The sequence below is a fragment of the Methylomagnum ishizawai genome (genome assembly GCF_019670005.1).
In the GTDB taxonomy this organism is placed as follows: Bacteria; Pseudomonadota; Gammaproteobacteria; order Methylococcales; family Methylococcaceae; genus Methylomagnum; species Methylomagnum ishizawai.
The window spans coordinates 3,163,823-3,186,129 of sequence record NZ_AP019783.1; the positions used below are offsets into that span (position 1 = coordinate 3,163,823).

Annotated in this window: 24 protein-coding genes and 3 tRNA genes; 22 read left to right on the forward strand and 5 right to left on the reverse strand. The window is 64.4% G+C overall.

The features are described 5' to 3' along the window. Window positions 1-416: 416 nt before the first annotated feature. A complete protein-coding gene (locus K5658_RS14415; protein ID WP_221063814.1) occupies window positions 417-971 on the forward strand; it encodes a flavodoxin in 555 nt (184 codons plus the stop codon). Window positions 972-996: 25 nt separating this feature from the next. Here the strand turns inward: K5658_RS14415 and K5658_RS23605 are convergent, their stop codons facing one another. After that, window positions 997-4,128: a methyl-accepting chemotaxis protein gene (locus tag K5658_RS23605; RefSeq protein ID WP_246628450.1), complete on the reverse strand. Its 3,132-nt coding sequence runs from the start codon at window positions 4,126-4,128 to the stop codon at window positions 997-999. Window positions 4,129-4,431: 303 nt separating this feature from the next. On the opposite strand from K5658_RS23605, the gene K5658_RS14430 reads away from it, so the two are divergent. The 9 genes from K5658_RS14430 (at window position 4,432) to K5658_RS14470 (ending at window position 12,413) form a co-directional block, all read left to right on the forward strand. Beyond that, on the forward strand, window positions 4,432-5,715 hold the full coding sequence (locus K5658_RS14430; protein WP_221063815.1) for a DUF3422 family protein: 1,284 nt from the start codon (window positions 4,432-4,434) through the stop codon (window positions 5,713-5,715). Window positions 5,716-5,758: 43 nt separating this feature from the next. Continuing rightward, a complete protein-coding gene (locus K5658_RS14435) occupies window positions 5,759-6,559 on the forward strand; it encodes a dihydrodipicolinate synthase family protein (protein ID WP_221063816.1) in 801 nt (266 codons plus the stop codon). 577 nt (window positions 6,560-7,136) lie between these two features. Continuing rightward, a complete protein-coding gene (locus K5658_RS14440) occupies window positions 7,137-7,526 on the forward strand; it encodes a hypothetical protein (RefSeq protein WP_221063817.1) in 390 nt (129 codons plus the stop codon). A 548-nt stretch (window positions 7,527-8,074) separates the two neighbouring features. After that, complete coding sequence (locus K5658_RS14445; protein ID WP_221063818.1) at window positions 8,075-9,271, forward strand: transposase; 1,197 nt, start codon at window positions 8,075-8,077, stop codon at window positions 9,269-9,271. A 215-nt stretch (window positions 9,272-9,486) separates the two neighbouring features. Then, a complete protein-coding gene (uvrC, locus tag K5658_RS14450; protein WP_221063819.1) occupies window positions 9,487-11,325 on the forward strand; it encodes an excinuclease ABC subunit UvrC in 1,839 nt (612 codons plus the stop codon). Beyond that, a complete protein-coding gene (gene pgsA / locus K5658_RS14455) occupies window positions 11,322-11,921 on the forward strand; it encodes a CDP-diacylglycerol--glycerol-3-phosphate 3-phosphatidyltransferase (RefSeq protein ID WP_425515950.1) in 600 nt (199 codons plus the stop codon). Before uvrC ends, pgsA begins: the two co-directional genes overlap by 4 nt. Before the next feature lie 17 nt (window positions 11,922-11,938). After that, window positions 11,939-12,014: transfer RNA gene (locus tag K5658_RS14460), tRNA-Gly, on the forward strand. A gap of 241 nt (window positions 12,015-12,255) precedes the next feature. Next, window positions 12,256-12,329, forward strand: a tRNA-Cys gene (locus K5658_RS14465). Window positions 12,330-12,337: 8 nt separating this feature from the next. Next, window positions 12,338-12,413 (forward strand) — tRNA-Gly (locus tag K5658_RS14470). A gap of 69 nt (window positions 12,414-12,482) precedes the next feature. Here the strand turns inward: K5658_RS14470 and K5658_RS14475 are convergent. Then, on the reverse strand, window positions 12,483-13,949 hold the full coding sequence (locus tag K5658_RS14475; RefSeq protein ID WP_221063821.1) for a beta-barrel assembly-enhancing protease: 1,467 nt from the start codon (window positions 13,947-13,949) through the stop codon (window positions 12,483-12,485). A gap of 53 nt (window positions 13,950-14,002) precedes the next feature. Here K5658_RS14475 and tusD point away from each other — a divergent pair, with 53 nt between their 5' ends. The 10 genes from tusD (at window position 14,003) to ubiA (ending at window position 20,145) form a co-directional block, all read left to right on the forward strand. Next, on the forward strand, window positions 14,003-14,383 hold the full coding sequence (gene tusD, locus K5658_RS14480) for a sulfurtransferase complex subunit TusD (protein ID WP_221063822.1): 381 nt from the start codon (window positions 14,003-14,005) through the stop codon (window positions 14,381-14,383). A 1-nt stretch (window position 14,384) separates the two neighbouring features. After that, a complete protein-coding gene (tusC, locus tag K5658_RS14485; protein ID WP_221063823.1) occupies window positions 14,385-14,744 on the forward strand; it encodes a sulfurtransferase complex subunit TusC in 360 nt (119 codons plus the stop codon). Beyond that, window positions 14,744-15,049, forward strand: a complete 306-nt coding sequence (gene tusB, locus K5658_RS14490) for a sulfurtransferase complex subunit TusB (protein ID WP_221063824.1) — start codon at window positions 14,744-14,746, stop codon at window positions 15,047-15,049. The genes tusC and tusB overlap by 1 nt, the downstream gene beginning before the upstream one ends. Next, window positions 15,049-15,384: a TusE/DsrC/DsvC family sulfur relay protein gene (locus K5658_RS14495; protein WP_221063825.1), complete on the forward strand. Its 336-nt coding sequence runs from the start codon at window positions 15,049-15,051 to the stop codon at window positions 15,382-15,384. The genes tusB and K5658_RS14495 overlap by 1 nt, the downstream gene beginning before the upstream one ends. Window positions 15,385-15,418: 34 nt before the next feature. Then, window positions 15,419-15,853: an NUDIX domain-containing protein gene (locus K5658_RS14500; RefSeq protein WP_221063826.1), complete on the forward strand. Its 435-nt coding sequence runs from the start codon at window positions 15,419-15,421 to the stop codon at window positions 15,851-15,853. A gap of 256 nt (window positions 15,854-16,109) precedes the next feature. Continuing rightward, complete coding sequence (locus tag K5658_RS14505; protein ID WP_221063827.1) at window positions 16,110-16,274, forward strand: hypothetical protein; 165 nt, start codon at window positions 16,110-16,112, stop codon at window positions 16,272-16,274. After that, window positions 16,259-17,041, forward strand: coding sequence for a serine O-acetyltransferase (gene cysE / locus K5658_RS14510; RefSeq protein ID WP_221063828.1), 783 nt, complete (start codon window positions 16,259-16,261; stop codon window positions 17,039-17,041). The genes K5658_RS14505 and cysE overlap by 16 nt, the downstream gene beginning before the upstream one ends. Window positions 17,042-17,868: 827 nt before the next feature. Next, complete coding sequence (locus tag K5658_RS14515; protein ID WP_221063829.1) at window positions 17,869-18,543, forward strand: calcium-binding protein; 675 nt, start codon at window positions 17,869-17,871, stop codon at window positions 18,541-18,543. Between the two features lie 154 nt (window positions 18,544-18,697). Next, on the forward strand, window positions 18,698-19,276 hold the full coding sequence (locus K5658_RS14520) for a chorismate--pyruvate lyase family protein (RefSeq protein ID WP_221063830.1): 579 nt from the start codon (window positions 18,698-18,700) through the stop codon (window positions 19,274-19,276). Then, on the forward strand, window positions 19,273-20,145 hold the full coding sequence (ubiA, locus tag K5658_RS14525; protein ID WP_221063831.1) for a 4-hydroxybenzoate octaprenyltransferase: 873 nt from the start codon (window positions 19,273-19,275) through the stop codon (window positions 20,143-20,145). The genes K5658_RS14520 and ubiA overlap by 4 nt, the downstream gene beginning before the upstream one ends. 18 nt (window positions 20,146-20,163) lie before the next feature. Here the strand turns inward: ubiA and K5658_RS14530 are convergent, their stop codons facing one another. From K5658_RS14530 to K5658_RS23985, 3 genes are all read right to left on the reverse strand, one after another. Next, entirely contained in the window at window positions 20,164-20,421 is a 258-nt protein-coding gene (locus tag K5658_RS14530) for a hypothetical protein (protein WP_221063832.1), read from the reverse strand. 130 nt (window positions 20,422-20,551) lie between these two features. Further along, a complete protein-coding gene (locus K5658_RS14535; RefSeq protein ID WP_221063833.1) occupies window positions 20,552-20,761 on the reverse strand; it encodes a DUF1289 domain-containing protein in 210 nt (69 codons plus the stop codon). Between the two features lie 14 nt (window positions 20,762-20,775). Further along, complete coding sequence (locus K5658_RS23985; RefSeq protein WP_281425898.1) at window positions 20,776-20,910, reverse strand: hypothetical protein; 135 nt, start codon at window positions 20,908-20,910, stop codon at window positions 20,776-20,778. A gap of 475 nt (window positions 20,911-21,385) precedes the next feature. Between K5658_RS23985 and K5658_RS14540 the strand changes: the two genes are divergently transcribed. Beyond that, window positions 21,386-21,712, forward strand: a complete 327-nt coding sequence (locus K5658_RS14540) for a hypothetical protein (protein ID WP_221063834.1) — start codon at window positions 21,386-21,388, stop codon at window positions 21,710-21,712. Between the two features lie 28 nt (window positions 21,713-21,740). After that, complete coding sequence (locus K5658_RS14545; RefSeq protein WP_221063835.1) at window positions 21,741-22,289, forward strand: helix-turn-helix domain-containing protein; 549 nt, start codon at window positions 21,741-21,743, stop codon at window positions 22,287-22,289. Window positions 22,290-22,307: the final 18 nt, after the last annotated feature.

The following is a 22,307-nucleotide window of genomic DNA, read 5'->3' on the forward strand; positions in this document are numbered from 1 at the left end:
AGCGGACCCAGAAAAGCAAAAGTTGGGTACAGCTAACACAAACAGATTCCTGGCTAACGCCACAAAAAAACGGGCGTAGTAAAAACCACGCCCGTTTCGTTTGACGGCTAGGAAGATTGGAGCGTCTCGGAGGAAGGGCTGGGCACAAGAAGTGCTGCGGAGCTTAAGCACCCCGTGCCCCGGAGGCGGCGCGGTGGAATCCGGGAAGCCGGAGTTCCCGCCCGTCCTCCCGGATTCCGTTCCACGCCCTCCGGGCTTGTCGCATTCCCTACAATCCAGCGCCGGGGCGGGCGCACCACCGCCGCCCTCCATTCCATAACCCCTTAATCCCACACGAAAATACCGGCTGGCCTGGAACCTGCTGCACAGGATTCCAGCGCCTCGCGGCGCGGTCATGGACAACAACGGGGAACATCGTGAACAAGATCGGCATTTTCTATGGCACCGACACCGGGACCACCCGCTTGGTGGCGAAGCGGATTTTCAAGGCGCTGGGGGCGGAAGCCGCCGACGCGCCCAAGAACGTCAACCGGGCCGGGCTGGAGGAATTCTCCAGCTACGACGCCCTGATCCTGGGCACACCCAGCTATGGCGTGGGGGCCATCCCCGGCCAGGCGGTCGGTTGCGTCGAACCCAATTGGGCGGAATTCCTGCCGCGGCTGGAAGGGCTGGATTTTTCCGGCAAGCGGGTGGCCTTGTTCGGGCTCGGCCACCAGGAGCGCTATTCCGAGCGCTTCGCCAGTTCGCTGATCCACCTCTACCGGTTTTTCCAGGCCCATGGCGCGGAATTGATCGGCACCTGGAGTACCGAGGGCTATACCTTCGAGGCTTCGGCCTCCATCGTCGATGGGCGCTTCGTGGGCCTGGTGGTGGACCAGCGCTCGCAACCGGCGCTGACCGATCCCCGTATCGAGGCGTGGCTGGCAGAGGTCGGGCCGCTGTTGCGGGAGCGCCACGCGGAAGCGGCGTAAACCTGGGCGCGGCATCCCGCCACGCTCAGAATTCCCCCCACCCCCCGCCGTCGGTGGCCGAAACCGCTTCCTGGGAGGATCGCCGCGCCGGACGGTCCGGCGACGGCGCGGCCAGGCTCCCGCCGGCCCCGTCCCCGGTCTTGAAGAAACCCACCAACCGCACCATCTCCTCGGCCTGCCCGCACATGGACAGGCTCGCCGCCGAAGTCTCCTCGGCCAAGGCGGCGTTCTGCTGGGTGATCTCGTCCATCTGCGCCACCGCCTGGTTGACCTGCCCGATATCCTGGGCCTGCTGGGCGCTCGCCGCCGATATCTGCGACACCAAGCCACCCACCTGCCGCACCCCGGCCACGATCTCCTCCAGCATCCCGCCCGATTGGCTCACCCAGCCCACGCCGACCCGCACCTTGTCCAGGCTGCCCTCGATCAATTCACGGCTTTCCTTCGCGGCCTGGGCGCTGCGCTGGGCGAGGCCGCGCACCTCCGCCGCCACCACCGCGAAGCCCTTCCCCTGCTCGCCCGCCCGCGCCGCCTCGACCGCCGCGTTCAAGGCCAGGAGGTTGGTCTGGGAGGCGAGCATGTCGATGGTGCCGATGATCCGGGCGATCTTGGCGCTGCTCTCGTTGATTTCCGCCATCGCGGCCACGGCCTGCCGCACCACCTCGCCGCCGCGCTCCGCCAACAGCCGGACCTGGGCCGCGGCCTCGTTGGCGCGGAGGGCGTGTTCGGCGTTCTCCCGCACCGTGCCGGTCAGTTCCTCCATGCTGGCCGAAGTCTGTTGCAGGCTGGCGGCTTGTTGCTCGGCGCGCTGTGACAGGTCGTTGTTGCCGGTGGCGATTTCCTGGGAGGCGTTGTGGATGAACTCGGCGGAGCGCCGGATTTGGCCGAACGCCCCGCCAAGCCTGTCCTGGGTCCGCGCCAAATTGGCGCGGAACTCGCCATAGATGCCGGTATAGGCGTCATAGCCGGTCTGGCGGGTCAGATCGCCCTCGGCCATGCCGCGGATGACCCAACCGAAATCCTTGAACAGCAATTCCGTATCGCTGGCGACTTGGTTCAAGCCCTCGCACAGGGTTTTCAGGAACCCGACCCCCTCCCCCGCCTCGATCCGCCGCGCCAGGTCGCCGGACCGGAATTCCTCCAGCAATTGGTTCACCTGCCGTTCTATCGCCACCTCGGCGGTGCGGTCGGCCCATTCCACCACGCTGCCGATGCGTTGGCCGTCGTGGTCGAACACCGGATTGACCACCGCCACGAAGCACCGGCCCGCCACCTCGGTCTCGAAGCGGTAGGTGGACATCAACTGCTCCAGCAGGTGGCGCGAACGGGCGGGCGAAGACTGCAACAGATCGAGTCCGGTCCCGAGCAAGCGGTCGGCGTCGAATCCGGGGATCGCCCCGCGCAGATCGGCCTCGGCGGCCTTGAACAGGTTCCGCGCCGCCGGATTCAGGTAGGCGACGTCGAAGTTCTGGTCGGACACCATCATGCCGGTGGAGGCGTTGTCCAGCGCGGCCTTGATCCGCAGGCCCTCGCTGGCGAGGCGGCGCAGTTCGACCATGTCGTAGCCGAGCTTGGTCTGCACGCAGCGCAGGACGTTCAATACCTCGCCGCATTCGTCGTTGTGCGCCACCTCGATGCCCTGGGTGAAATCGCCCTGGGCGATCCGCATGAAGCCTTCCGAAGCCTGCCCCAAGGGCACCAATACCCGCCGCATCATATAGCGCTGCACGCCGGCCGCCAGCAAGGCCAGGGCCAGGGAAGCCGCCAGCATCGCGGCGCGCCTGGACGCGAAGCGGTCGATGCGTCCGGCCAGCGCCCCGTCCAGGGCCGCGCCCAAACCGGCGTGCAGTTGCAAACCCGCCTCGATGGCCGCGCCGCCCGCCGCGGACACCTCTTCCGGCGGCAGGCCGACCGGTCCGGCCTGGACGATGCCACGGTCGAGCAACTCCAGGAACGCCTGTTGCCGCCGGTCGCTGTTTTCGAGCAGGGGCGATAAGCTTTCCCTCAAACCCGGCAATTCGCCGAACACTTTGGTCAAGCCGGAGCGGTTGGCGGCCTGGGTGGCGCGTACCGATTCCGACAGGAGCGCCAGCCGGGTGTGGTCGGCTTCGGAAATCCCCTGGCGCAAGGCCGCTGCCGTCGCCAAACCGCGCACGAGCCCGAGGTGGTACAGGCTTTGCGGGTTCTTGAAGACCCAGCCATCCATCAGGTAGTAGGTCGCGAGTTCCGGGTCCAGGGTCAGGTTGGAGGCGTCCGAAACCTGGGTAATCAACCCCAACAGGCTGTTGAGCAGGGCGTTGTGGGCCTCGGAGCCGTCCGCGCCCTTGGACATGGGCCAGGCTTGGCGCAGGGCCTGCCAGCGCCCCCGGAGCGCCGCCCATTGGGGGCCGGTCGCATAGGCCGCGCCCCAACGGGTGTCCAGCGCGTCCACCACCGCGAGTTCGGCCTCGATCTTGGCCTCCACCTCCGCCGCCTTGGCCCTGGCGGAAGCGTCGCCCCCGAGCGCGGCGGCGACGAAAGCCCGGTGGCGCGGCAGGTCGTCCAGCAAAGCCGACAAAGCCTGGAGGTACACGACGCCTTGGCGCTCCTGTTCGGCGAATTCGATCCCGGCCCCGATTTCCTTGAGCAGCAGGCCCATGGGCACGGCCACCGCCGCCAGCAGCAAGACACCGACCAGGATGCCCAGCCGGCGCAGCGGCCAGCGGCCCAGGAAATTCAGCCGCCGCCACAGCGGAGTCCCGTCCCCGCCCCCCGCGTTCATGCGCCGGTATCGCTCGGCGGCCCGTTCGGCCTCGGCTTTGGATATGGCACCGCGCACCGAGAGATAGCCAGTCACCCGGCCGTTTTCCCACAACGGGGCGATATTGGCCCGGACCCAATAGAAATCGCCGTTCTTGCGGCGGTTCTTGACCAACCCGGTCCAGGGCCGCCCGGCCCCGAGGCTATCCCACAGTTCCCGGAACACGGCGGGCGGCATATCGGGATGGCGCACCAGGTTATGCGGCTGGCCGAGCAGTTCGCGCTCGCCGAAACCGCTGGCGGCGATGAACTCGGCGTTGGCGTAGGTGATGACTCCCTTCAGGTCGGTCTTGCTGACGATCATGGCGTCTGGGTTCAGGACGTATTCCGTGTCCGTGACCGGCATATTCTGTTTCATGGGCATACCTGTTCAGTTGTTTCAAGTCCCCGGCCACGCCCGGGCCGGCTGCGCGGGGAGTACGGTCGCCTAGAAGACTAGCCCACCCGCACTGGTTTCATGGCCGCCATAAGCCCCTTATCCCGCCCCCGGAAAGCGGGGTTTTCCCCATCCGTAAAACCGGGGTTATAAAATCGATAAAACCGTTATCAAACCGCCGGACCGGGCCGCGGCGGGCCGGGCGGAGCCGCCGGGGGAACCGCTCCCGGCGGCGATTCGGCTAAGATAGGCGCCTTCCGAAAAGCCGAGACTACAGGACGCCCCATGATCCGCTTGCCAGAACATCCCTTGCGCGCCAAGCTGCACGACGAAATCAACGCCCGGCCCTACGAACCCCTGCGCCCGCCGGAACGGGTCTCCTACCTCGCCTATCTGGTGGACGAGCAGGACCGCGCCCGCGAAACCGCCCACCTGGACGCGCTGTGCCGCCATTTCGACCATGAATGGGTCCACAGCGGCGAGCGCTTCTTCCATCTCAAGTTCGACGACCTGCGCCTGCGGGTGGAGCAGCACGAGGAATTCACCCGCTACCTGTTCATCCTGGCGGATTCGCTGAACGACCCCTTCGCCGCCCCGGCCCTGTGCCGCGTCCCGGAGGACTGGGTCGAAGGGATTCCGGGCCGGGTCATGGTCGCCATCCACGCCGCCGTGCTGCCCTGCCCCATCGAGGACGCGACGCCGGACGCCGCCGCCCCCCATTTCCCCGAGCGCCGCCTGATGGGTGCCCGCCTCGCCAATGGCGCCCTGTCGGCCTACACCGATTTCCGCATCCACGAAGATGGCTTCTCGCGCTGGCTGCTGTTCGACCACCGCGACGACCCTGCCCAGGCGGGCCGTACCCTGCTTAGGCTGCTGGAGGTCGAGACCTACCGGATGATGGCCCTGCTCGCCGCCCCGCTGATCGACGGGCTCCGCGCCACCCTCCGCGACAAGGACCGCACCCTGGTCGAACTGACCACCGCCGTCGCCAACCACAACAACCGCAGCGACGAGGATTTGCTGGAAGACCTCTCGACCCTGGCCGCCGCTATCGAAAACCTGATTTCCAGCCACGAATACCGCTTCAACGCCACGCGGGCCTATTTCAACATGGTCTCGATCCGGCTGGCGGAACTGCGGGAAATCAAGATCGGCGAGCTCGCCACCCTCAGCGGCTACCTGAACCGCCGCCTGGAACCGGCGCGGAATAGCTGCGACTCCTCCATGCGCTGGCTGGAAACCCTGTCCACCCGCGTCACCAATGCCAGCCAGATGCTCAGGACCCGCGCCGATGTGCGCCGCGAACAGCAGAACCACGCCCTGTTGGCCGCGATGAACCGGCGCTCGGAATTGCAATTGCGCCTACAGCAGACGGTGGAAAGCCTGTCGCTGGCCGGTATCACCTATGCCGGGGTGTCCTTGATGGGCATCGTCGGCGACGTGCTGTACAAACACGGCCTGTTCCCGATGGAGGGCAACACCTTGGAAGCCTTGATGATCCCGTTCGTGGGCTACGCCGTATACCGGGGCACCCGGCATATTTGGAAAGCGGCCAAGCACGGCGCATAAGCGGAGACCCCATGATCGACACCCCGCCGCCCATGCCCGGCGCTTGCTGGAACGGGGCGTCGATGGGGTGATGCCGTTCGGCACCATGGGCGAAGGCCCGTCCTTCCCGGTGGTGGAACGGATGGCGGGCTTGGAGGGCTTGCGGGCGGCGGGCATCCCGGCCCACCGCTTGCTCGCCGCCACCGGCTGCGCGGCCCTGACCGACACCCTGGCCCTGACCCGGCACGCGCTGGCCTCGGGCGTGGGGCGTTGCCTGGTGCTGCCGCCGTTCTTCTGGAAAGGCTTGCCGGATGATGCGCTATTCCGCTATTACGCCGATGTGATCGAGGGCGTGGGCGACGACCGGCTGCGGGTCTACCTGTACCACATCCCCCAGGTTTCCGGCGTGGCCATCGGCGCGGAAGTGCTGGCCCGGCTGGCGGCGGCCTATCCCGTCCAGGTCGCCGGGCTGAAGGACAGCGGCGGCGATTACGCCCAAACCGCCCGTTTCCTGGCCGCCGCGCCCGGCCTTTCGATCCTGGTCGGGCACGAACCCGACCTGCCCCGGCTGATGCGCGAGGGCGGGGCCGGTTCCATCGGCGGCATCGCCAACCTCTGGCCGGAAGCCGTCGCCGCCCTGCTCAAACCCGGCGTCGGCGCCGGGGACCAAAAGCGCATCCGGGACTTCCTGGAGATCGTCTCCTCCCATCCCTTCCTGCCCGCCTGCAAAGCCCTGCTCGCGGCCCAGACCGGCGATCCCGGCTGGCTGGCCCCGCGTCCGCCCCTGTACCCGCTGTCCGAGCCCGGACGGCGCGGCCTCCTGTCCGAACTCGGCGCGGCGGGTTGCGGTTTTCCGCCGCCCTGAAAGCGCTCGCCCGTTGGCCATAGCGCAACGGGATGGTTCGCGCTTTCCCCGGCCGGGCTGTGACGGAAATACGCCCGTAAACGTATTCCGGCTGGGGCGCATTCCTTGTAAATGGCTTTCAGCCGGGGTCTCTGGGTTACAGATAGTCTCGCCAAAACCCCTAATCCCAGAGCCAACGATACCCGGTCGATATCGGGTTGCGCCCCCATATCCAAGCTTTATTGCGCTGGCTTGGCGGTCCCCACCCCGGCTTGGATAAATTCTTAAGAAAACCGCGATGCCTCATACCCCAAGCAGGTCGGTACAAACCCTGCCACAATAAGGCGGCACACTCCAAAAACCTGATCGACATACTTGGCGGTATCCACCAAAACCAGCCTGGACCGAATACCGCCAGCCCCGTCCCGATACCCCCGCCAACGAACCGCCCACCCTAGCGATTCCCCAAACTTCGTCGCAGGCACCTGAAACCTCGGCGGAAACCTATTAATATTATCCCCGACCTTGCACGGCGGTCGTGGGAAATACCCCCGGCCCCACCTTTCCCATCCCATCGATCATCGCGAAGAAGGCCACCATGGAACCCATAGTCCACCATCTCGCCGAATTGTGCCGGGAACTCACGCCGGTCCAATTCCGCCTGGCGATCCCGCCCTTGATGCGCTACCTGCCGACCCACCCTGTGATCGGCTCCCAGGAACGGGCGGCGGAATGCATCGCCGCCGTGTTCAACCGCTTGAATATGAACCCCAATATCGGCGGCATCCGCCCCACCCGCTACGAGCGCCAATTGGCCGAGGACCTATGGAGTTGGAAGATGACCCGCTCCGCGTCCGACACGCCGGGGGAAGACATGGTGTTCGAGCTGAGCGCGGCGGAATTGGTCTGCCTGCAAATCTGCTTCGAGCGCTTGAAAGCGGTGTTCGAGGGCACCGTGCTGGGGTATTCCTCAAGCCGCCCGCATTGACCCGCCGCATACACGAAACCTTCATTCGGCTGTGATTGGGCGCGGGGAAATATCCCCGCGCTTGGAATGATTGGCGGGATGGCTTCGGCTTTCAAAAAATTTGAAAAAATATAAACTTCTCTATAAAAAATAGGGTGCCCCGCGATTAAGCCCGACTCCCCGGACCCAGGCGATCCGCAGGCATGTCATTCCAGGCATACATTGCGACAGATACCCCTATACAAACCCACCCAATACACCACAAGAAACAGCCAAAACATATTTGAAACAAGTTTATAATAATACCTGCCACATAGCGCAAAGCGATAAATCAAAAATAACGACATCTGGCATCGCCGCCCTATCAAAACGCCGATAATGACCGGCTTAAAAAACACCCGGTCCCAGCCGACCCCACCCATCGACTGTCGATGCCGTAGCACGGATGCAACGGAAGATCCAGGAATATGGACCTTACAAGTGTAGGTTTTTGAAAAAACCGGAGGCGAGACAAAGGGTTAAGGTACATTGGTGAGTAACGACAAACACCCTGTACCGGAGGAACCGCCATGCCTCGCCCTCCAGAACTGTACCAATGGAACCGGGAGATCGCCATCCACTTTCCCGGCCTTTCGAAGCCGATGGTGATGGGCTTGGCCCTGTGGAGCCTGGGCATGGTCGTGGTCGGCGCTTGCAGCCTTTCGGCGCTGACCGACTGGTGGTCGTGTCGGCTGGGGCAGAAGGGCGACGCGGTGCGGGAGCGCCTGCGCTACGTCTACCGTGGGAAGGAGGCCAAGGCCGGGAAGGAGCGCCGCGAACTCGACGTGGAGGCGTGCCGGGCCCCCTGGCTGGGCTGGGTTTTGGAGGGCTGGGATGGAAACCAGTTGGCGGTCGCCTTGGACGCGACGAGCCTGGGGCAGCGGTTCGTGGTCCTGGCGGTCAGCGTACTTTACCGGGGCTGCGCGGTGCCGGTGGCCTGGAAGGTGCTGAGGGCGGAACGGAAGCATCCGTGGAAGCCCGAATGGCTGGCCTTGCTGAGGCATTTTAAGGACGTCGCGCCCGCGTCGTGGACCGTCCTGGTGCTGGCGGACCGGGGGCTGTACGCCAAGTGGCTGTTCGAGGGGATCCAAGCGCTGGGCTGGCACCCGATGCTGCGGGTGAACTCGGGCGGCACCTTCCGCCCCCGGGGATGGCGGCACTGGCGGCCGTTCACCCGCCTGGTGCCGAAGGTGGGCGACCGCTGGCAAGGCCGGGGGACGGCGTTCGGCGGCAAGCGGACCCGCCTGGACTGCACCCTGTTGGCCTATTGGGGGGAAGGCCACAAGGACCCCTGGCTCGTCCTGACGGACCTGCCGCCGGAAGCCGCCAACGCCTGCTGGTACGGATTGCGCGGTTGGATCGAGCAAAGCTTCAAGAAAATCAAGGGCGGCGGCTGGCAATGGCAGAACACCCGCATGGACGATCCCGAGCGGGCGGAGCGCCTCTGGTTGGCGATCGCCATCGCCACCTGGTGGCTGCTCTCGGTGGGCGGGGAGGCCGAGGCCGGAATGGCCGCCGCCACCTTCCCGGCCATTCCGGGCTCTCCCCGCCAACAGGCCCACCGCTGGCGGCTGGTGGGGATTTTCCGCCATGGCCGTTCCCTGATCCTGGCCGCCCTCTTCGAGCGCCGCGCCTTGCCGGTGGGGAAGGCCCGCCCAGAACCCTGGCCATCGGTGCCAATCCCAACCCCAGGGGCAACCGTGGCGATCCTCACGGGGGCGGTATGAATAAACCTACACCTGTAAGGGAATATGGACCCCGCGCCCGGATTCCGCCCCATGTATCCGAATATCATAAGATATCGATACGATACCAATCTGGGTGGCGGGCCACCTCCCGGCCTTCCCACCCCCCAGCGGACCGGAGCTAAGTAAGTCTGCGTGCCCTCCGAGGTTCCGCATTATAATGACGCCCCATCCCCCACCCTCCGGTATGCCCCGCGATGAGTCCGCCCGACGCCGCCGCTTTCGAAATCGACGCCTTCCTGGCCGGCCTGACCCAGAGGCCGGGCGTCTATCGGATGCTGGACGACACAGGCGAGGTGATCTACGTCGGCAAGGCCAAGAACCTCAAGAAACGGGTGTCCAGCTATTTCTCGCACAAGGACGCCCCGTCCAAGCAGCAGGCGCTGGTGGCCCGCATCCGCGCCATCGACGTGACTGTGACCCAGACCGAGGGCGAGGCGCTACTGCTGGAAAGCCAGCTCATCAAGCGCTACCAGCCGCGCTATAACATCCTGCTGCGCGACGACAAGGGCTATCCCTTCATCTATATCTCCACCCACCAGGAATTCCCCAGGGTGGCGTTCCACCGCGGGGCCAAGTCCAAGCCGGGACGCTATTTCGGACCCTACCCCACCAGCGCCGACACGGTGCGGAGGAACCTCAAGCTGCTGCAAAAAACCTTCCCGGTGCGGCAATGCGAGGATTCCTTCTACGAGAACCGTTCCCGCCCCTGCCTGGAATACCAGATCGAGCGCTGCACCGCGCCCTGCGTGGGCTTGATCGACGCGGCGGCCTATGCGGAGGATGTACGGGATACGGTGGCCTTCCTGGAAGGCGAGGGCGGGCGCTTGATCGACACCCTGGCCCGGCGCATGGAACAGGCGGCGGCGCGGCTGGATTTCGAGCGGGCGGCGCGTTACCGCGACCAGATCGCCAGCCTCCGCACCCTCCTGGAAAAACAAGCGGTGCATGGCGAACACGGCGACGTGGACATCATCGCCTGCGCCCTCGATGGCAACGTGGCCTGCGTGCGGATGGTGTTCATCCGTGGCGGCCAGCAAATCGGCGACCGGAGTTTCTTCCCGACGATGCGGGAAGCCCACGAACCGGGCAGCATCCTCGCCGCCTTCGTCGGCCAGTATTACCTGGGCAAGCCCATCCCCAAGGAAATCCTCCTCAGCCATCCGGTCGAGGACGCGGGATTGCTGGAGGACATGCTGGCCCACGAGGCCGGCCATGCCGTGAAACTCTCGGCCCGGCTGCGCGGCGAACGGGCGAGGCGCGTGCAGATGGCCGTGACCAACGCCCAGCACGACCTCGCCCTCAAACTCGCCAGCCGCCGCGATATCCACGCCCGCTTCCTGGAACTGGGCGAGGCGCTGGCGTGCCCGCAACCGCCGCACCGCCTGGAGTGCTTCGATATCAGCCATACCCAGGGCGAACAGACCGTGGCCTCCTGCGTGGTGTTCGACCGGCAAGGCCCGGTCAAATCGGCCTACCGGCGTTTCAATATCGAAGGCATCCAAGCCGGCGACGACTACGCCGCCCTGGCCCAAGCCACCGCCCGGCGCTATCAAAGGATCAAGGACGGGGAAATCGAAGCGCCCGATATCCTGTTCATCGACGGCGGCAAGGGCCAGGTCGCCGCCGTGCGGGAAACCTTGTCCCGGCTCGGCCTGGACGCGCCCCGCATCGTCGGCGTCGCCAAGGGGCCGGACCGCAAACCCGGCCTGGAAGTCCTCGTCCCGGCGGAAACCGGCCAGCCGCTCATATTGCCACCGCATTCGGCGGCTTTGCGCCTGATCCAACAGATCCGCGACGAGGCCCACCGCTTCGCCATCACCGGCCACCGCCAACGCCGGGCCAAGGCCCACCAACAATCGACGCTGGACGCTATCGCCGGACTCGGCCCCAAGCGCCGCCAACAGCTCCTGCGCCAATTCGGCGGCCTCCGCGAAATCAGCCGCGCCGGGGTGGACGCCCTCAGCCGGGTGCAGGGCATCAGCCAGCAATTGGCCCAACGCATCTACGACACCTTCCACGAACGGGAACCCTGATTATGGAGTTGAACCTCCCCACTTACCTGACCTTGCTGCGGATCGTCCTGATCCCGGTATTGGTCGCGTTGTTCTACCTGCCCTGGCCGGGCGCCCACGCCGCCTGCGGCCTGGTATTCATGGTGGCCGGATTCACCGACTGGCTGGACGGCTATCTGGCCCGCAAGCTGGGGCTGGCCACCCGCTTCGGGGCGTTCCTCGACCCGGTGGCGGACAAACTGATGGTCGCGGTCACCCTGGTCTTGATCGTGCAGGCCGACCCCAGCCCCTTCGTCGCCATCGCCGCCGCGATCATCGTCGGGCGGGAAATCACCATCGCCTCGCTGCGGGAATGGATGGCGGAAATCGGCCAGCGCAAAAAGGTCGAGGTCTCGCAACTCGGCAAATGGAAAACCATGGCCCAGATGGTATCCATCACCTTGCTGCTATTCGGCATGGATATTTGGCGCGAGACCTTGCAGGGTCTCGGCCAATTCCTATTGTCCATTTCGGCCCTTTTGACTTTATGGTCGATGGTGGTGTATTTGCGCGCCGCCCTACCCTCGTTCGCCGACCAGCCCAACTCCAGTGTTGACAAGCCCGCCCTGGACCCTTAGAATATTCGGACAAGCAAGCGGGAATAGCTCAGTTGGTAGAGCACAACCTTGCCAAGGTTGGGGTCGCGAGTTCGAGTCTCGTTTCCCGCTCCAAATATAAAAAAAGCCGTGTTTATCACGGCTTTTTTATTGCCAGGAGATAATCCCCGCGCAATCCCTCCCCGATAGGTTTATCGCCCCGTTCCTGGAGCCACGGATAGCCTATCGCCCGCCCGGAAATCATAAGTGTTGCTTCGACCGCGAGCCTCCGCTATAATGCCGCGCTCTTCCAACGGGGAACTAAAGCCAAGCGATCCGCCAAGGCTTTGAAACCGCTCCCCGAAAGAAGAACCAAGGCTGAGTGGCAGAATGGTCATGCAGCGGCCTGCAAAGCCGTGTACGCCGGTTCGATTCCGACCTCAGCCTCCAAAATATAAGCGGGAATAGCTCAGTTGGTAGAGCACAACCTTGCCAAGGTTGGGGTCGCGAGTTCGAGTCTCGTTTCCCGCTCCAAATCCCCCCTCCCCGGTATCCCATCGTTAAACGGATTCCCCCTTCCGGGGCTACATCCGTAGATCGCCATTATTTCTCCTTGCGCCGGTCCATCTCCTCGGCCTGCAATTCCCTCAGGCGCTCGTCCAACACCGAATTCAGATAGAAATTATCCCCGGCGAATTTCTTCGCGAGGCGCAATTGCAGGATGGCGGTGCGGGTCTGGCCGTCGGCGTAATAGGCTTCGCCCAGATAGCGGTGCGATTCGGCCTCGTTGCCCAGCTTGCTATAGGTTTCCGCCATCAGTTCATAGACTTCCGGCGTGACCGCGTGGAAACGGGTGTAATCGTGCAGCAGCTTCCCCGCCTGCATCGCCTTGCCGGTCATCAGCAAGACCCGGACATAGTTCAGCGTCAAGGCCCGGTTGCCCGGAAAGCGCTGCAAGGACGAATCGAACAACTGCCCGGCCTTGGCGAAGTCCTTGGTGTCCAGGTACGCCTCCGCCAGCGCGTTGGCGAACTGCGATTGGTCGGGATAGGCCTGCATCAGCCTTTGCAGCAAAGGCTTGGCTTCCTCGCCACGGGAAGCCTTGATCAGGGCCAGGGCCAAACCATAGCCGTTGATATCCTGCTGGACCTTGGTGCCCTGCCCGCTCATCGCCTTGAAATAATCCAAGGCCAGCTTGGGACTGGCGGCGGTTTCCACCCGGAGCTTGGCGCGGACGATGCGATAGGCCAGGGAATCGGGATATTGCTTGTACGGGAACTGCTCGGCCCGGCCACGGGTATCGGAGATACGCGACACCGTCACGGGATGGGTCAGCAGGAATTCCGGCATCTTGCTGCCCGCGAAACGGGTGGATTGCTGCATCCTTTCGAAGAAATCCGGCATGGCCCTGGGGTCGAATTCCGATTTGGACAGGATTTGCATACCCACGCGGTCGGCCTCGGCCTCGTTGTCGCGGGTGAAATTGATCTGGTATTGCAGGTTGGCGGCCTGGGCCGCCATCATCGCGCCCATGCCCGCCTGCCCGCCACCCCTGGCCCCGAGCAAGGCCCCGGCCAGCATCGCCACGGCGGTGGGGATCGCCATCCGGCTCGCGGCCTGGAACGCCTGGTAAAGATGGCGCTGGGTGACGTGGGAAATTTCGTGGGCCAGCACCGAGGCCAATTCGCTCTCGGCCTCGGTCAGGAGGATCAACCCGGAATTGACGCCGATATAGCCGCCCGGTCCGGCGAAGGCGTTGATGGCGGGTTCGTCGACCACGAAGAAATGGAAGGGCTGGGCCGGATTGTCGCTCTCGCCCGCCAGTTTTTGGCCGATGGATTGAATATAATCCAGCACTTCCGGGTCCTGGCTGATCTGCAACTGGCTATGCAGGTTGCGGTAGAACGCCTCGCCCAATTCCGCTTCCTGCTGCGGCGTCATCAAGGTGCCGGTGGAATCGCCGATATCGGGCAGTTCGATCTTCTTTTCCTCGGCCCGGACCGGGGACGGGAACGACAGGGCGAGTTGGGCGGGGATGAGCAGGGCGAGCAGGGTTTTCTGGAATTTCATAGGATGGCAGCGCCCTCGAAGGGCATGGATACGACGGGCGGCGGAGGCGATGGATGAAATACGCGATCCAGGTACACGGCGGGCCGGGGCAAACCCCATCGGCCCATACCGCCTACCAGTTTATCAAAGCGGCGTTGGCGGAAGGCCACGAAATCGTGAGGATTTTTTTCTACCTCGATGGCGTGCAACAGGGTTTCGGACCGGGCGGCACCGACGCGCCCCGGCTCTTCCCGGACTGGCCGGGCCTGGCCGGGGCGCACGGGCTCGACCTGGTGCTATGCGTCTCGGCGGCGACCCGGCGGGGTTTGTTGCCGCCGGAAGAAAACGATTGGCCGGAATCCCCGGCCATCGCGCCCGGCTTCCGGGCCGGGGGTTTGGGGCAATGGATGGAAGCCTGCCTCAAGGCCGACCGGGTTGTGGTGTTCGGGGGCTGAGATGGCGAAAAAACTGCTGTTCGTCCTGCGCCATCCGCCCCACGCCGGGTTCCGCCTGCGCGAAAGCCTGGATATGATCCTCACCGCCGCCGCCTTCGACCAAACCGTCGCCCTGTTATTCCTGGGCGATGGCGTCTACCCGCTCAAGCGCGGCCAGCATCCCGAAGCCGCCGGCTTGCCGCCGGTGGCGCAGATGTTCGAGGCGCTGGAATTGTACGATGTGGACGAGGTGTGGGTAGAACGCGAATCCCTGGCCGAGCGTGGCTTGGAACCCGCCGATTTAATCATCCCGGTCCGCCTGTTGGACCGCGCCGCCGTGGCCGGGCTGACGGCGGCGCAGGATATCGTGGTGGCCTGCTGATGGCGGTTTTACATCTGGTGAACGGTTCGCCGCACGGAAGCCGGGCCTTGGCGGACTGCCTGCTCCGGGCGGGCGCGGGCGATGCGGTCCTGCTGATCGAGGACGGCGTCTACGCGGCGGTCGGGAGCTTGGGCGCGGAAACCACGCGGCTCGCCGCCGGACGCGTGGCCCTGTATGCCCTGGTCCCGGACCTCGCGGCGCGTGGCCTCGCGGCCTCCGGCCTCGCGGCGGATATCGTCCCGGTCGATTACGCCGGTTTCGTCGCCCTCACCACCACCCATAACCCCATCCAATCCTGGTTCTGATGCCCATACTCGAAATCGACGGCCAGCGGCTCGCCACCACCGACGGTGGTTTCCTGGTGGACGGCTCCGCCTGGAACGAACGGGTCGCCCTGGCCCTGGCCGCGACCCTCCCCATCGAATTGACCGAGGCCCATTGGGAAATCCTGCGCTTCATCCGCGGCTACCACCAGCGTTTCCAGCATCTGCCGAATACCCGCATGTTCGTCAAGGCGGTACAGAAGGAACTGGGCGGGGACAAGGGCAATTCGCGCTACCTGCACCGGCTGTTCCCCGAAAGCCCCCTGAAATACGCCTGCCTCGTCGCCGGTTTGCCCAAACCGCCCGGCTGCGTCTGAAAGCTTCCTTCACCCATACCGAGGACCGTTCCCCATGGCCAGACCCGTCACGCCCTTGATCGCCGCCGACGCCATCATCGAACTCATCGACCTACCGGGCCGCCCCATCGTCCTGATCGAGCGGCGGTATCCACCGGCGGGCTGGGCCATCCCCGGCGGCTTCGTCGATGTGGGGGAAAGCCTGGAATGCGCCGCCGTGCGGGAAGCCCGCGAGGAAACCGGGCTGGATGTGAAACTCGTCGCCCTGCTCGGACTGTATTCCAACCCGGAGCGCGACCCCCGCGGCCATACCGTCACGGCGGTCTATGTCGCCGAGGCCCACGGCAGCCCGGTCGCCGCCGACGACGCCAAGACCGCCCGCGTTTCCGCCCTGGACGATTTGCCCCAGCCCTTGGCTTTCGACCATGCCCTGGTGTTGGCGGATTACCGGCGTTTCCGGGAAACGGGCGCGGTCGCGCCCTTGCGCTGATCTCCCGGCAACTCCCAGCCAGCACGGGTTCCCAAGCGGCGCTTGGGAATCAACAGCCTTGTCGCGAACCCGACAAAACCGCCCTCCCCGGTGCCTTAACCAACACTGCGGACAGTGGGGAATCTCCCGCCGCCCCTTCCAAGATCATGCACTTAGCCTCCGTTATGGACTGGCATGGCGCTTGCGGAGTGCTTGCCGGGCGCGGACCTCCATACCGCGCACCATACGCCCCCACAACGATTTGGAGACCGCCGCCATGAACCCCGATTACCGCGAACCCCAAGAATCCAACCCCGCCGCCGGCCTCGCCGCCACGCCCCGCGACAGCGGACTCCCCGACGACGAATGCGTCTACCGCATCCCGGCCCCGCCCGTGCCCGGCAAAATCGCTTGGAGCCTGAACCCATGGCTGCCGGAATAAGCCATTTGGTCCCCGTGCGGGAAGCGCCCGCCCCGCTGTGGGCGCAATGGCGGGAAGATGTCTCCTGCGTGTTCGCCCGCGACCCGGCGGCGCGTAGCTTCCTGGAGGTGATCTTCCTGTATCCGGGCGTCCACGCGATCATGCTGCACCGGGTCAGCCACCGGCTATGGCGGCGCGGCTGGAAATTCCCCGCCCGTTTGCTGGCCTTCCTGACCCGCTGGTTGACCAACGTGGACATCCATCCCGGCGCGACCATCGGCCGCCGCTTGTTCATCGACCATGGCGCGGGCGTGGTGATCGGCGAGACCGCCGAGGTGGGCGACGACGTGACCCTATACCATGGCACCACCCTGGGCGGCACCTCCTGGCACAAGACCAAGCGCCATCCGACCCTGGGTAACGGGGTGTTGGTCGGGGCCGGGGCCAAGATCCTCGGTCCCATCGTGCTGGGCGACAAGGTGCGGGTGGGCGCGAATTCCATCGTCATCAAGGATGTGCCGTCCTGCTGCACGGTGATCGGCATTCCGGGCAAGATCGTGCAACGGAAGGACGCGCCGACGGAGAATTCGTTCGGGATCGACCTGGACCATCATTTGATTCCCGACCCGGTGGGCAAGGCCATCGCCTGTTTGATGGAGCGCATCGAAGTACTGGAAGCCAAGCTGGCGGTCCACGAGAAGATCGAGGAATGCGCCTCCTGCCACGCCGAAACCGTTTGCCATACCCACGAAGCGCTCATCCAGCCCGAATTGGCCGACGCGGCCTGAAAGCTTCCCTTCTTCCCTTCCTTACTCAGCGGGTTAGGCCGGTTTCCGGGCTAACCCGGCGGGCTTTCCGGCCCGGTTCCCCCACTTATCAATTTTTGCGCCATGTGATGGGCGCTTGCCTAATTTCTGGGCCTGTGTTTGGATTAGCCCCGTATAGCCCACATGGAATGTAATGGAATCCGGGAAGCTTGGCCATGGCCCGGCCTTTCCGCATTCCGCCCTGCCACATACAGGCCATGCCACCACACCCGCCCCGGCATCACAACAATAATCCGGAGAAACCCATCATGACCATGAACAAACGCCCCACCCTATGTAGCCCATCCCTATTCCGCCCGCTCATCGCCTTGGGCGCGGCCCTGGGAATAAGCGACACCTTCGCGGACACGGTCGCCTGCGACGCTGGCGAGTATATCCAAAGCAACACGGGGGGCTATATCTGCGCGGCGCAAACCGGCTCCGGGGAGCAAAAAATCAAACCGTATAAAACCAAAACCTGGTCCAATTATCCAAATGGTTCTCCGACTGGCCAATGGTCATGGGGTTTTTTCTGTTGGAGTACGAATAGCTCAGCGGTATCCATAACCCCGGATATGTATGTGAAAGGGGCCAATACCCTTGTCCCATGGCCGCTTTCCGTGTCGGCGACCAATTGGGATGCGCTCCATAGCCACGATTGGGGGGTGGGGGCTTTATGGGCGGCCGGCACACCCGATAGCGGCGCCTATAGTTCCAACTGCGGTAGTTATGGGGCCATCACGGCCACCCTGACGAGTTCCCCTCCAGGCCTCCAAAGCATCGGGCAAGCCGCAGCCGAGCCGGTCGGAATGGGCGGTGTTGGGATGGGCGGCATCGCCGATATGGTGGGGATGAAGGTACTCGACAAGACCGCGGTCATGCCGACCCAGTTGACGCTGACCTGCCCCAAGGGATTCTCTCCCATCCATGCGGAATCCTTCTCCAGCGGTTCCGACGACGCCATCCTCTGGGAAACCGAGCGGGGCGTCACCGCGTTGCCCACGCCGAACCTGGATGGACAATCCGTGAGCTTACAACTGTCATGCCGGAATAAGTCCGCCAAACTATTCTCCTTGGCTTATGGCGACATCGGCATCGCGCTGGGCACGGTCAAATCCGACCGGATATCGACGCCGAGCGCCCATAGTGCCGTTTTCGGTGGCCTGGGCGACGACGAACTGTGGGCCGACAAGGACCGCAGCGTCGTGTTGGGTGGCCTGGGCAACGACACCATCACCGTAAACGCCACCGACGCCGTCGCTATCGGTGGCGATGGGAACGATACTTTGAAGGCCGTCAACGCCGGGCGGAGCCTGCTCGTGGGCGGCCCCGGCAAGGATACCTTCTATGGCTCGCCGGACGGCGAGACCCATATCAACGCACGCGACGGGTACGACGGCGACTTGATCATCTGCAAATCCGACAAGAACACGGTCTTGTCCGATAGTGGGGATATCCTCCGCGGACCCTGTAGCCAGCCCTAAGCAATCCACCGGACGGCCACGACCGACGACGCCAAGCGCCGCCGGTCGATCTTCCCGGCTCTCGGAAATGGCGTTCAGATTGGCAAAGCCTCCGGTTCGCGGCACTCCCAGCCTCGCCGCCCTTTGCTAGAATGCCCCGCCCCATCCCGAGACCATGCCCTTGACCACATCCAGCCCGCTGTTCACCCGCCCGCCCGTTTGGCGTCCCGTCCGTCCCGGCCAAAGCCACCACATCCCGCCCGGCGCCGAGTCCTGGCTGTTCGAGCAAGGCTCGCTGACCCTGCGGCTCCGCGCCCTGTGCGGCCCGGAGTTCCGCGTGCGGTTGCTGCGGCAGGACTGGGCGCAGCCCTACGCCGACGAGGCACGGGCGCTCGGCATCCCCCAATTGCGGCGGGCGGTGGTGCGCGAAGTCCTGCTGCAATGCGGCGGGCGGCCCCTGGTCGCGGCCCGCAGCGTCATCCCGGCGGACACCCTGCGCGGGGCCGGACACGCGCTGGCCCGGCTGGGCACCCGGCCCCTCGGGGAAATCCTGTTCCGCGACCCGCGCCTGGAACGCACCCATCTGGAACTCACCGCCCTCGAACCCCGGCTGTGGCGGCGCGAACTGGCGGCAACCCTGGGCCTCGCCGGAAAAATCCGGGGCCGCCGTTCCTGCTACCGCATCGGGCCGGGCCGTTTGCTGGTCGCCGAATTCTTCCTGCCCGCCCTATTCGCCCTGGAGCAAAAATCATGATGCCGCCCCTGTCCGCCGCCCGCTTCGACGCCTATTGGCGCTTGATGCGCTTCGACAAACCCATCGGCATCCTGCTCTTGCTCTGGCCGGGGTTGTGGGCCTTGTGGATCGCGGGCCAGGGCCATCCCACGCCCTCCGTGGTGTTGGTCATCGCCTTGGGCACGGTGTTGATGCGGGCCGCCGGTTGCGTCATCAACGACTACGCCGACCGCGATTTCGACCCGCATGTCGAGCGCACCAAGCTCCGGCCCATCGCGGCGGGGGAAATCGCGCCCAGGTCGGCGCTGTGGCTGTTCGTGGCGCTGTGCCTCGTGGCCTTCGTCCTGGTGCTGACGATGAATTGGCTGACCATCGCGCTGTCGGTGCCGGGGGCGCTGTTGGCGGCGTCCTATCCCTTCATGAAGCGCTACACCCATTGGCCGCAGGCGTATCTGGGGCTGGCGTTCGGCTGGGCGGTGCCGATGAGCTTCGCGGCGGAAACCGGCGGCATCCCCTTCATCGCCTGGGAAATCTACGCCGCCACCATCCTCTGGGCGCTGATCTACGACACCCTGTACGCCATGGTGGACCGCGACGACGATCTCAAGATCGGGGTGAAATCCACCGCCATCCTGTTCGGGCGGCACGACCGGCTGATCCTGGCGCTGTTGCAGGCGCTGATGCTGGCGATCCTGGGCGCGGTGGGCCGGCAGGCGGATTTGGGCGGGGCGTATTACGCCGGGCTGGCGGTGGCGGCGGGGCTGGCGGGCTATCAGCAAGGGCTGATCCGGGAACGCGGCAAGCCCGAGTGCTTCCGGGCCTTCCTCAACAACAATTGGTTCGGGCTGGCGGTGTTCGCGGGGCTGGCGCTGGATTACGCGCTGCGCTGAGACCGCCGCCCGCGAGGATCAAGCGTAATTGTCGAATAAAGTGCCGACCATGCCATCCTGGGCCTTGACGGCTTTGACGCCCGCCTGTGTCTGGGCCGAGGCTTCCTTCATCTCGACCAGGGATTGGGTGGTGCCGTTGCCGCTGCTGGTGGCTTCGGTTTTGGGATTGGCGGCGGTGGTGGAATCGCGGGCGATCCGGGAAGCCGCGTCGTTCATGTGCTTATAGGCCTGCTGTAGGGCTTGGGAGCCGGAGCCGCCGACCGGATAAACGCTCATATCTTCCTCCAAGGGCGTGCTGGGTATGCCCTATGCCCAGTTTAGCGCGTCCCACCACCTGCCGCCGGCTCCGCCCTCCAATTTTTTGCGTTTTTGCCGCCCGGATCACAAAAAGCGGCGATAAAAACCGCTAGTCCAGGCCGGGCCGGTTGTCCTTCCCGGCGAGGCTGTGCGCCCGCCTGCGCCGGGTATTGGCGAGTATCGCAGCGCGCTCCGCGTCGTCGGCCTGGGACCAGCGCATGATTTCTTCAAGGGCGCGGAAACAGCCCAGGCAGATATTGTGTTGGTCTAGGCAGCAGTTGCGGACGCAGGGGGATTCTATGGCGCGGTTCGGGTTCAAGAAAAATCTCCCAATTACCTCAATCGGCGGGCCTCAAGCCGGGCTTCGCGGATTTCCTCCGCGCCCAATTTAGGCCGCAACACCCGGCGCTGGTCCAACAGGCGGAAAGCCTCAAGCCGTTGCGCGTCCGCATCCACGGGCTTATCCATGGAAACATGGCCGGAACCACTGTCGGGGCCGCGCCGGTCCACGAATTCGCGCAGAGCCAGTCAACCACCTCGCGGATAGTTTTCGCCGGACTGAGTTGCCGGGCTTGTTCTAGCAAACCATCGTCAAGCATCACCTGTGTGGACATCGGAGCCTCCTCGGGCCAATTGAAAGCGGTTCGTATGATAGCGCCGATTTTGGGGGTGGGATCGGGTCCGTTTTGCCGTCGATAAGCGATGGCGCGTTCGCTGGCTTCGGTACCTCATTTCGTGGCGGAGTAATTGGGTTGGTGTCAACCGTGGCCGTGCCGCATAAGAAAGTGGGATACCTTGATTTAACTGTGTTTTTTGTTGACGGGCAGAATTAGGCGGCGTATCGTTTTTGCTTGGGCGGCGGATGTGACGCATAATCGGGTTTTGTTACGCGGCATCCGCGCCGCCTAATACACATTTAGGTTTTCAGAGAAAATCGCGGCATATGGAATTTAAAGTCTTTGTCAAAGCAAGCGAGGATTTCTGGAATAACTATCTAAAAGATATTTATCACAATTCATTCGATAATCAATTAACAAAAAACAGGAAAATTCTGTATCCAAGCATTCTCCTATGCACAAACGCCAATAATCATTTTTCGGTTGAGCTCTTAGGGGTTCAGGAAGGTTTCCAATGCCTTGTTGTCAAGGCGCATGCCGAAATCTCAATGGAAAAATATTTGAGCCAGTTCGATATTGAAGAAACAGAGCCATTATATATTTTTGAACGTGGAATTACTCCCTTCCCGTCTAAAGAACGACTAAGCTTATAGGCAATCGAACTGGACTGGGAAAGGCACGATGAACCGCTGTATCCGCATCCAACGGCTGGCCCCGCAGGACCGTGAACGGTGGCAGGCGCTGTTCTACCGCCACCAGCAGCAAAGCCGACGGCGTAGGCTGCTGGCCTTGAAGGCCCTGTGGGACGGCGAGAGCATGGCCGGGGTCTGCCGCAGCCAGGGAGTCCAGCGCAAGACGCTGGAGGAGTGGCTGGACAGCTACCTGCATGGTGGCTTCGACGCCCTGCTGGCCCCGCAAAGGCGGCCCCGCCCGCAAGCCCTGAACCCGCAGCGGCGCAAGGTCCTGCGCTACATCCTGCTCCACAAGACGCCGGCGGACTATGGCATCGACAGTTACCAATGGACGGCGGCCCACGTCCAGGGTTTGCTCGTTAAGAAGTGGGGCCTGCCGCTGAGCGCCAACCGGCTTTACGAAATCTTCGACGAACTGGGCCTCTCCCACCAGCGCGCCCACCGCGACTACGGCCCCGCCCAGCCCGCCGAGCGGGCCGGCTTCGTGGAGGCGCTCGAAAAAAAACCGCCGAGGCCGACCCCGGCACCGCCCTCGTAGCCCTCGACGAGTTCGCGC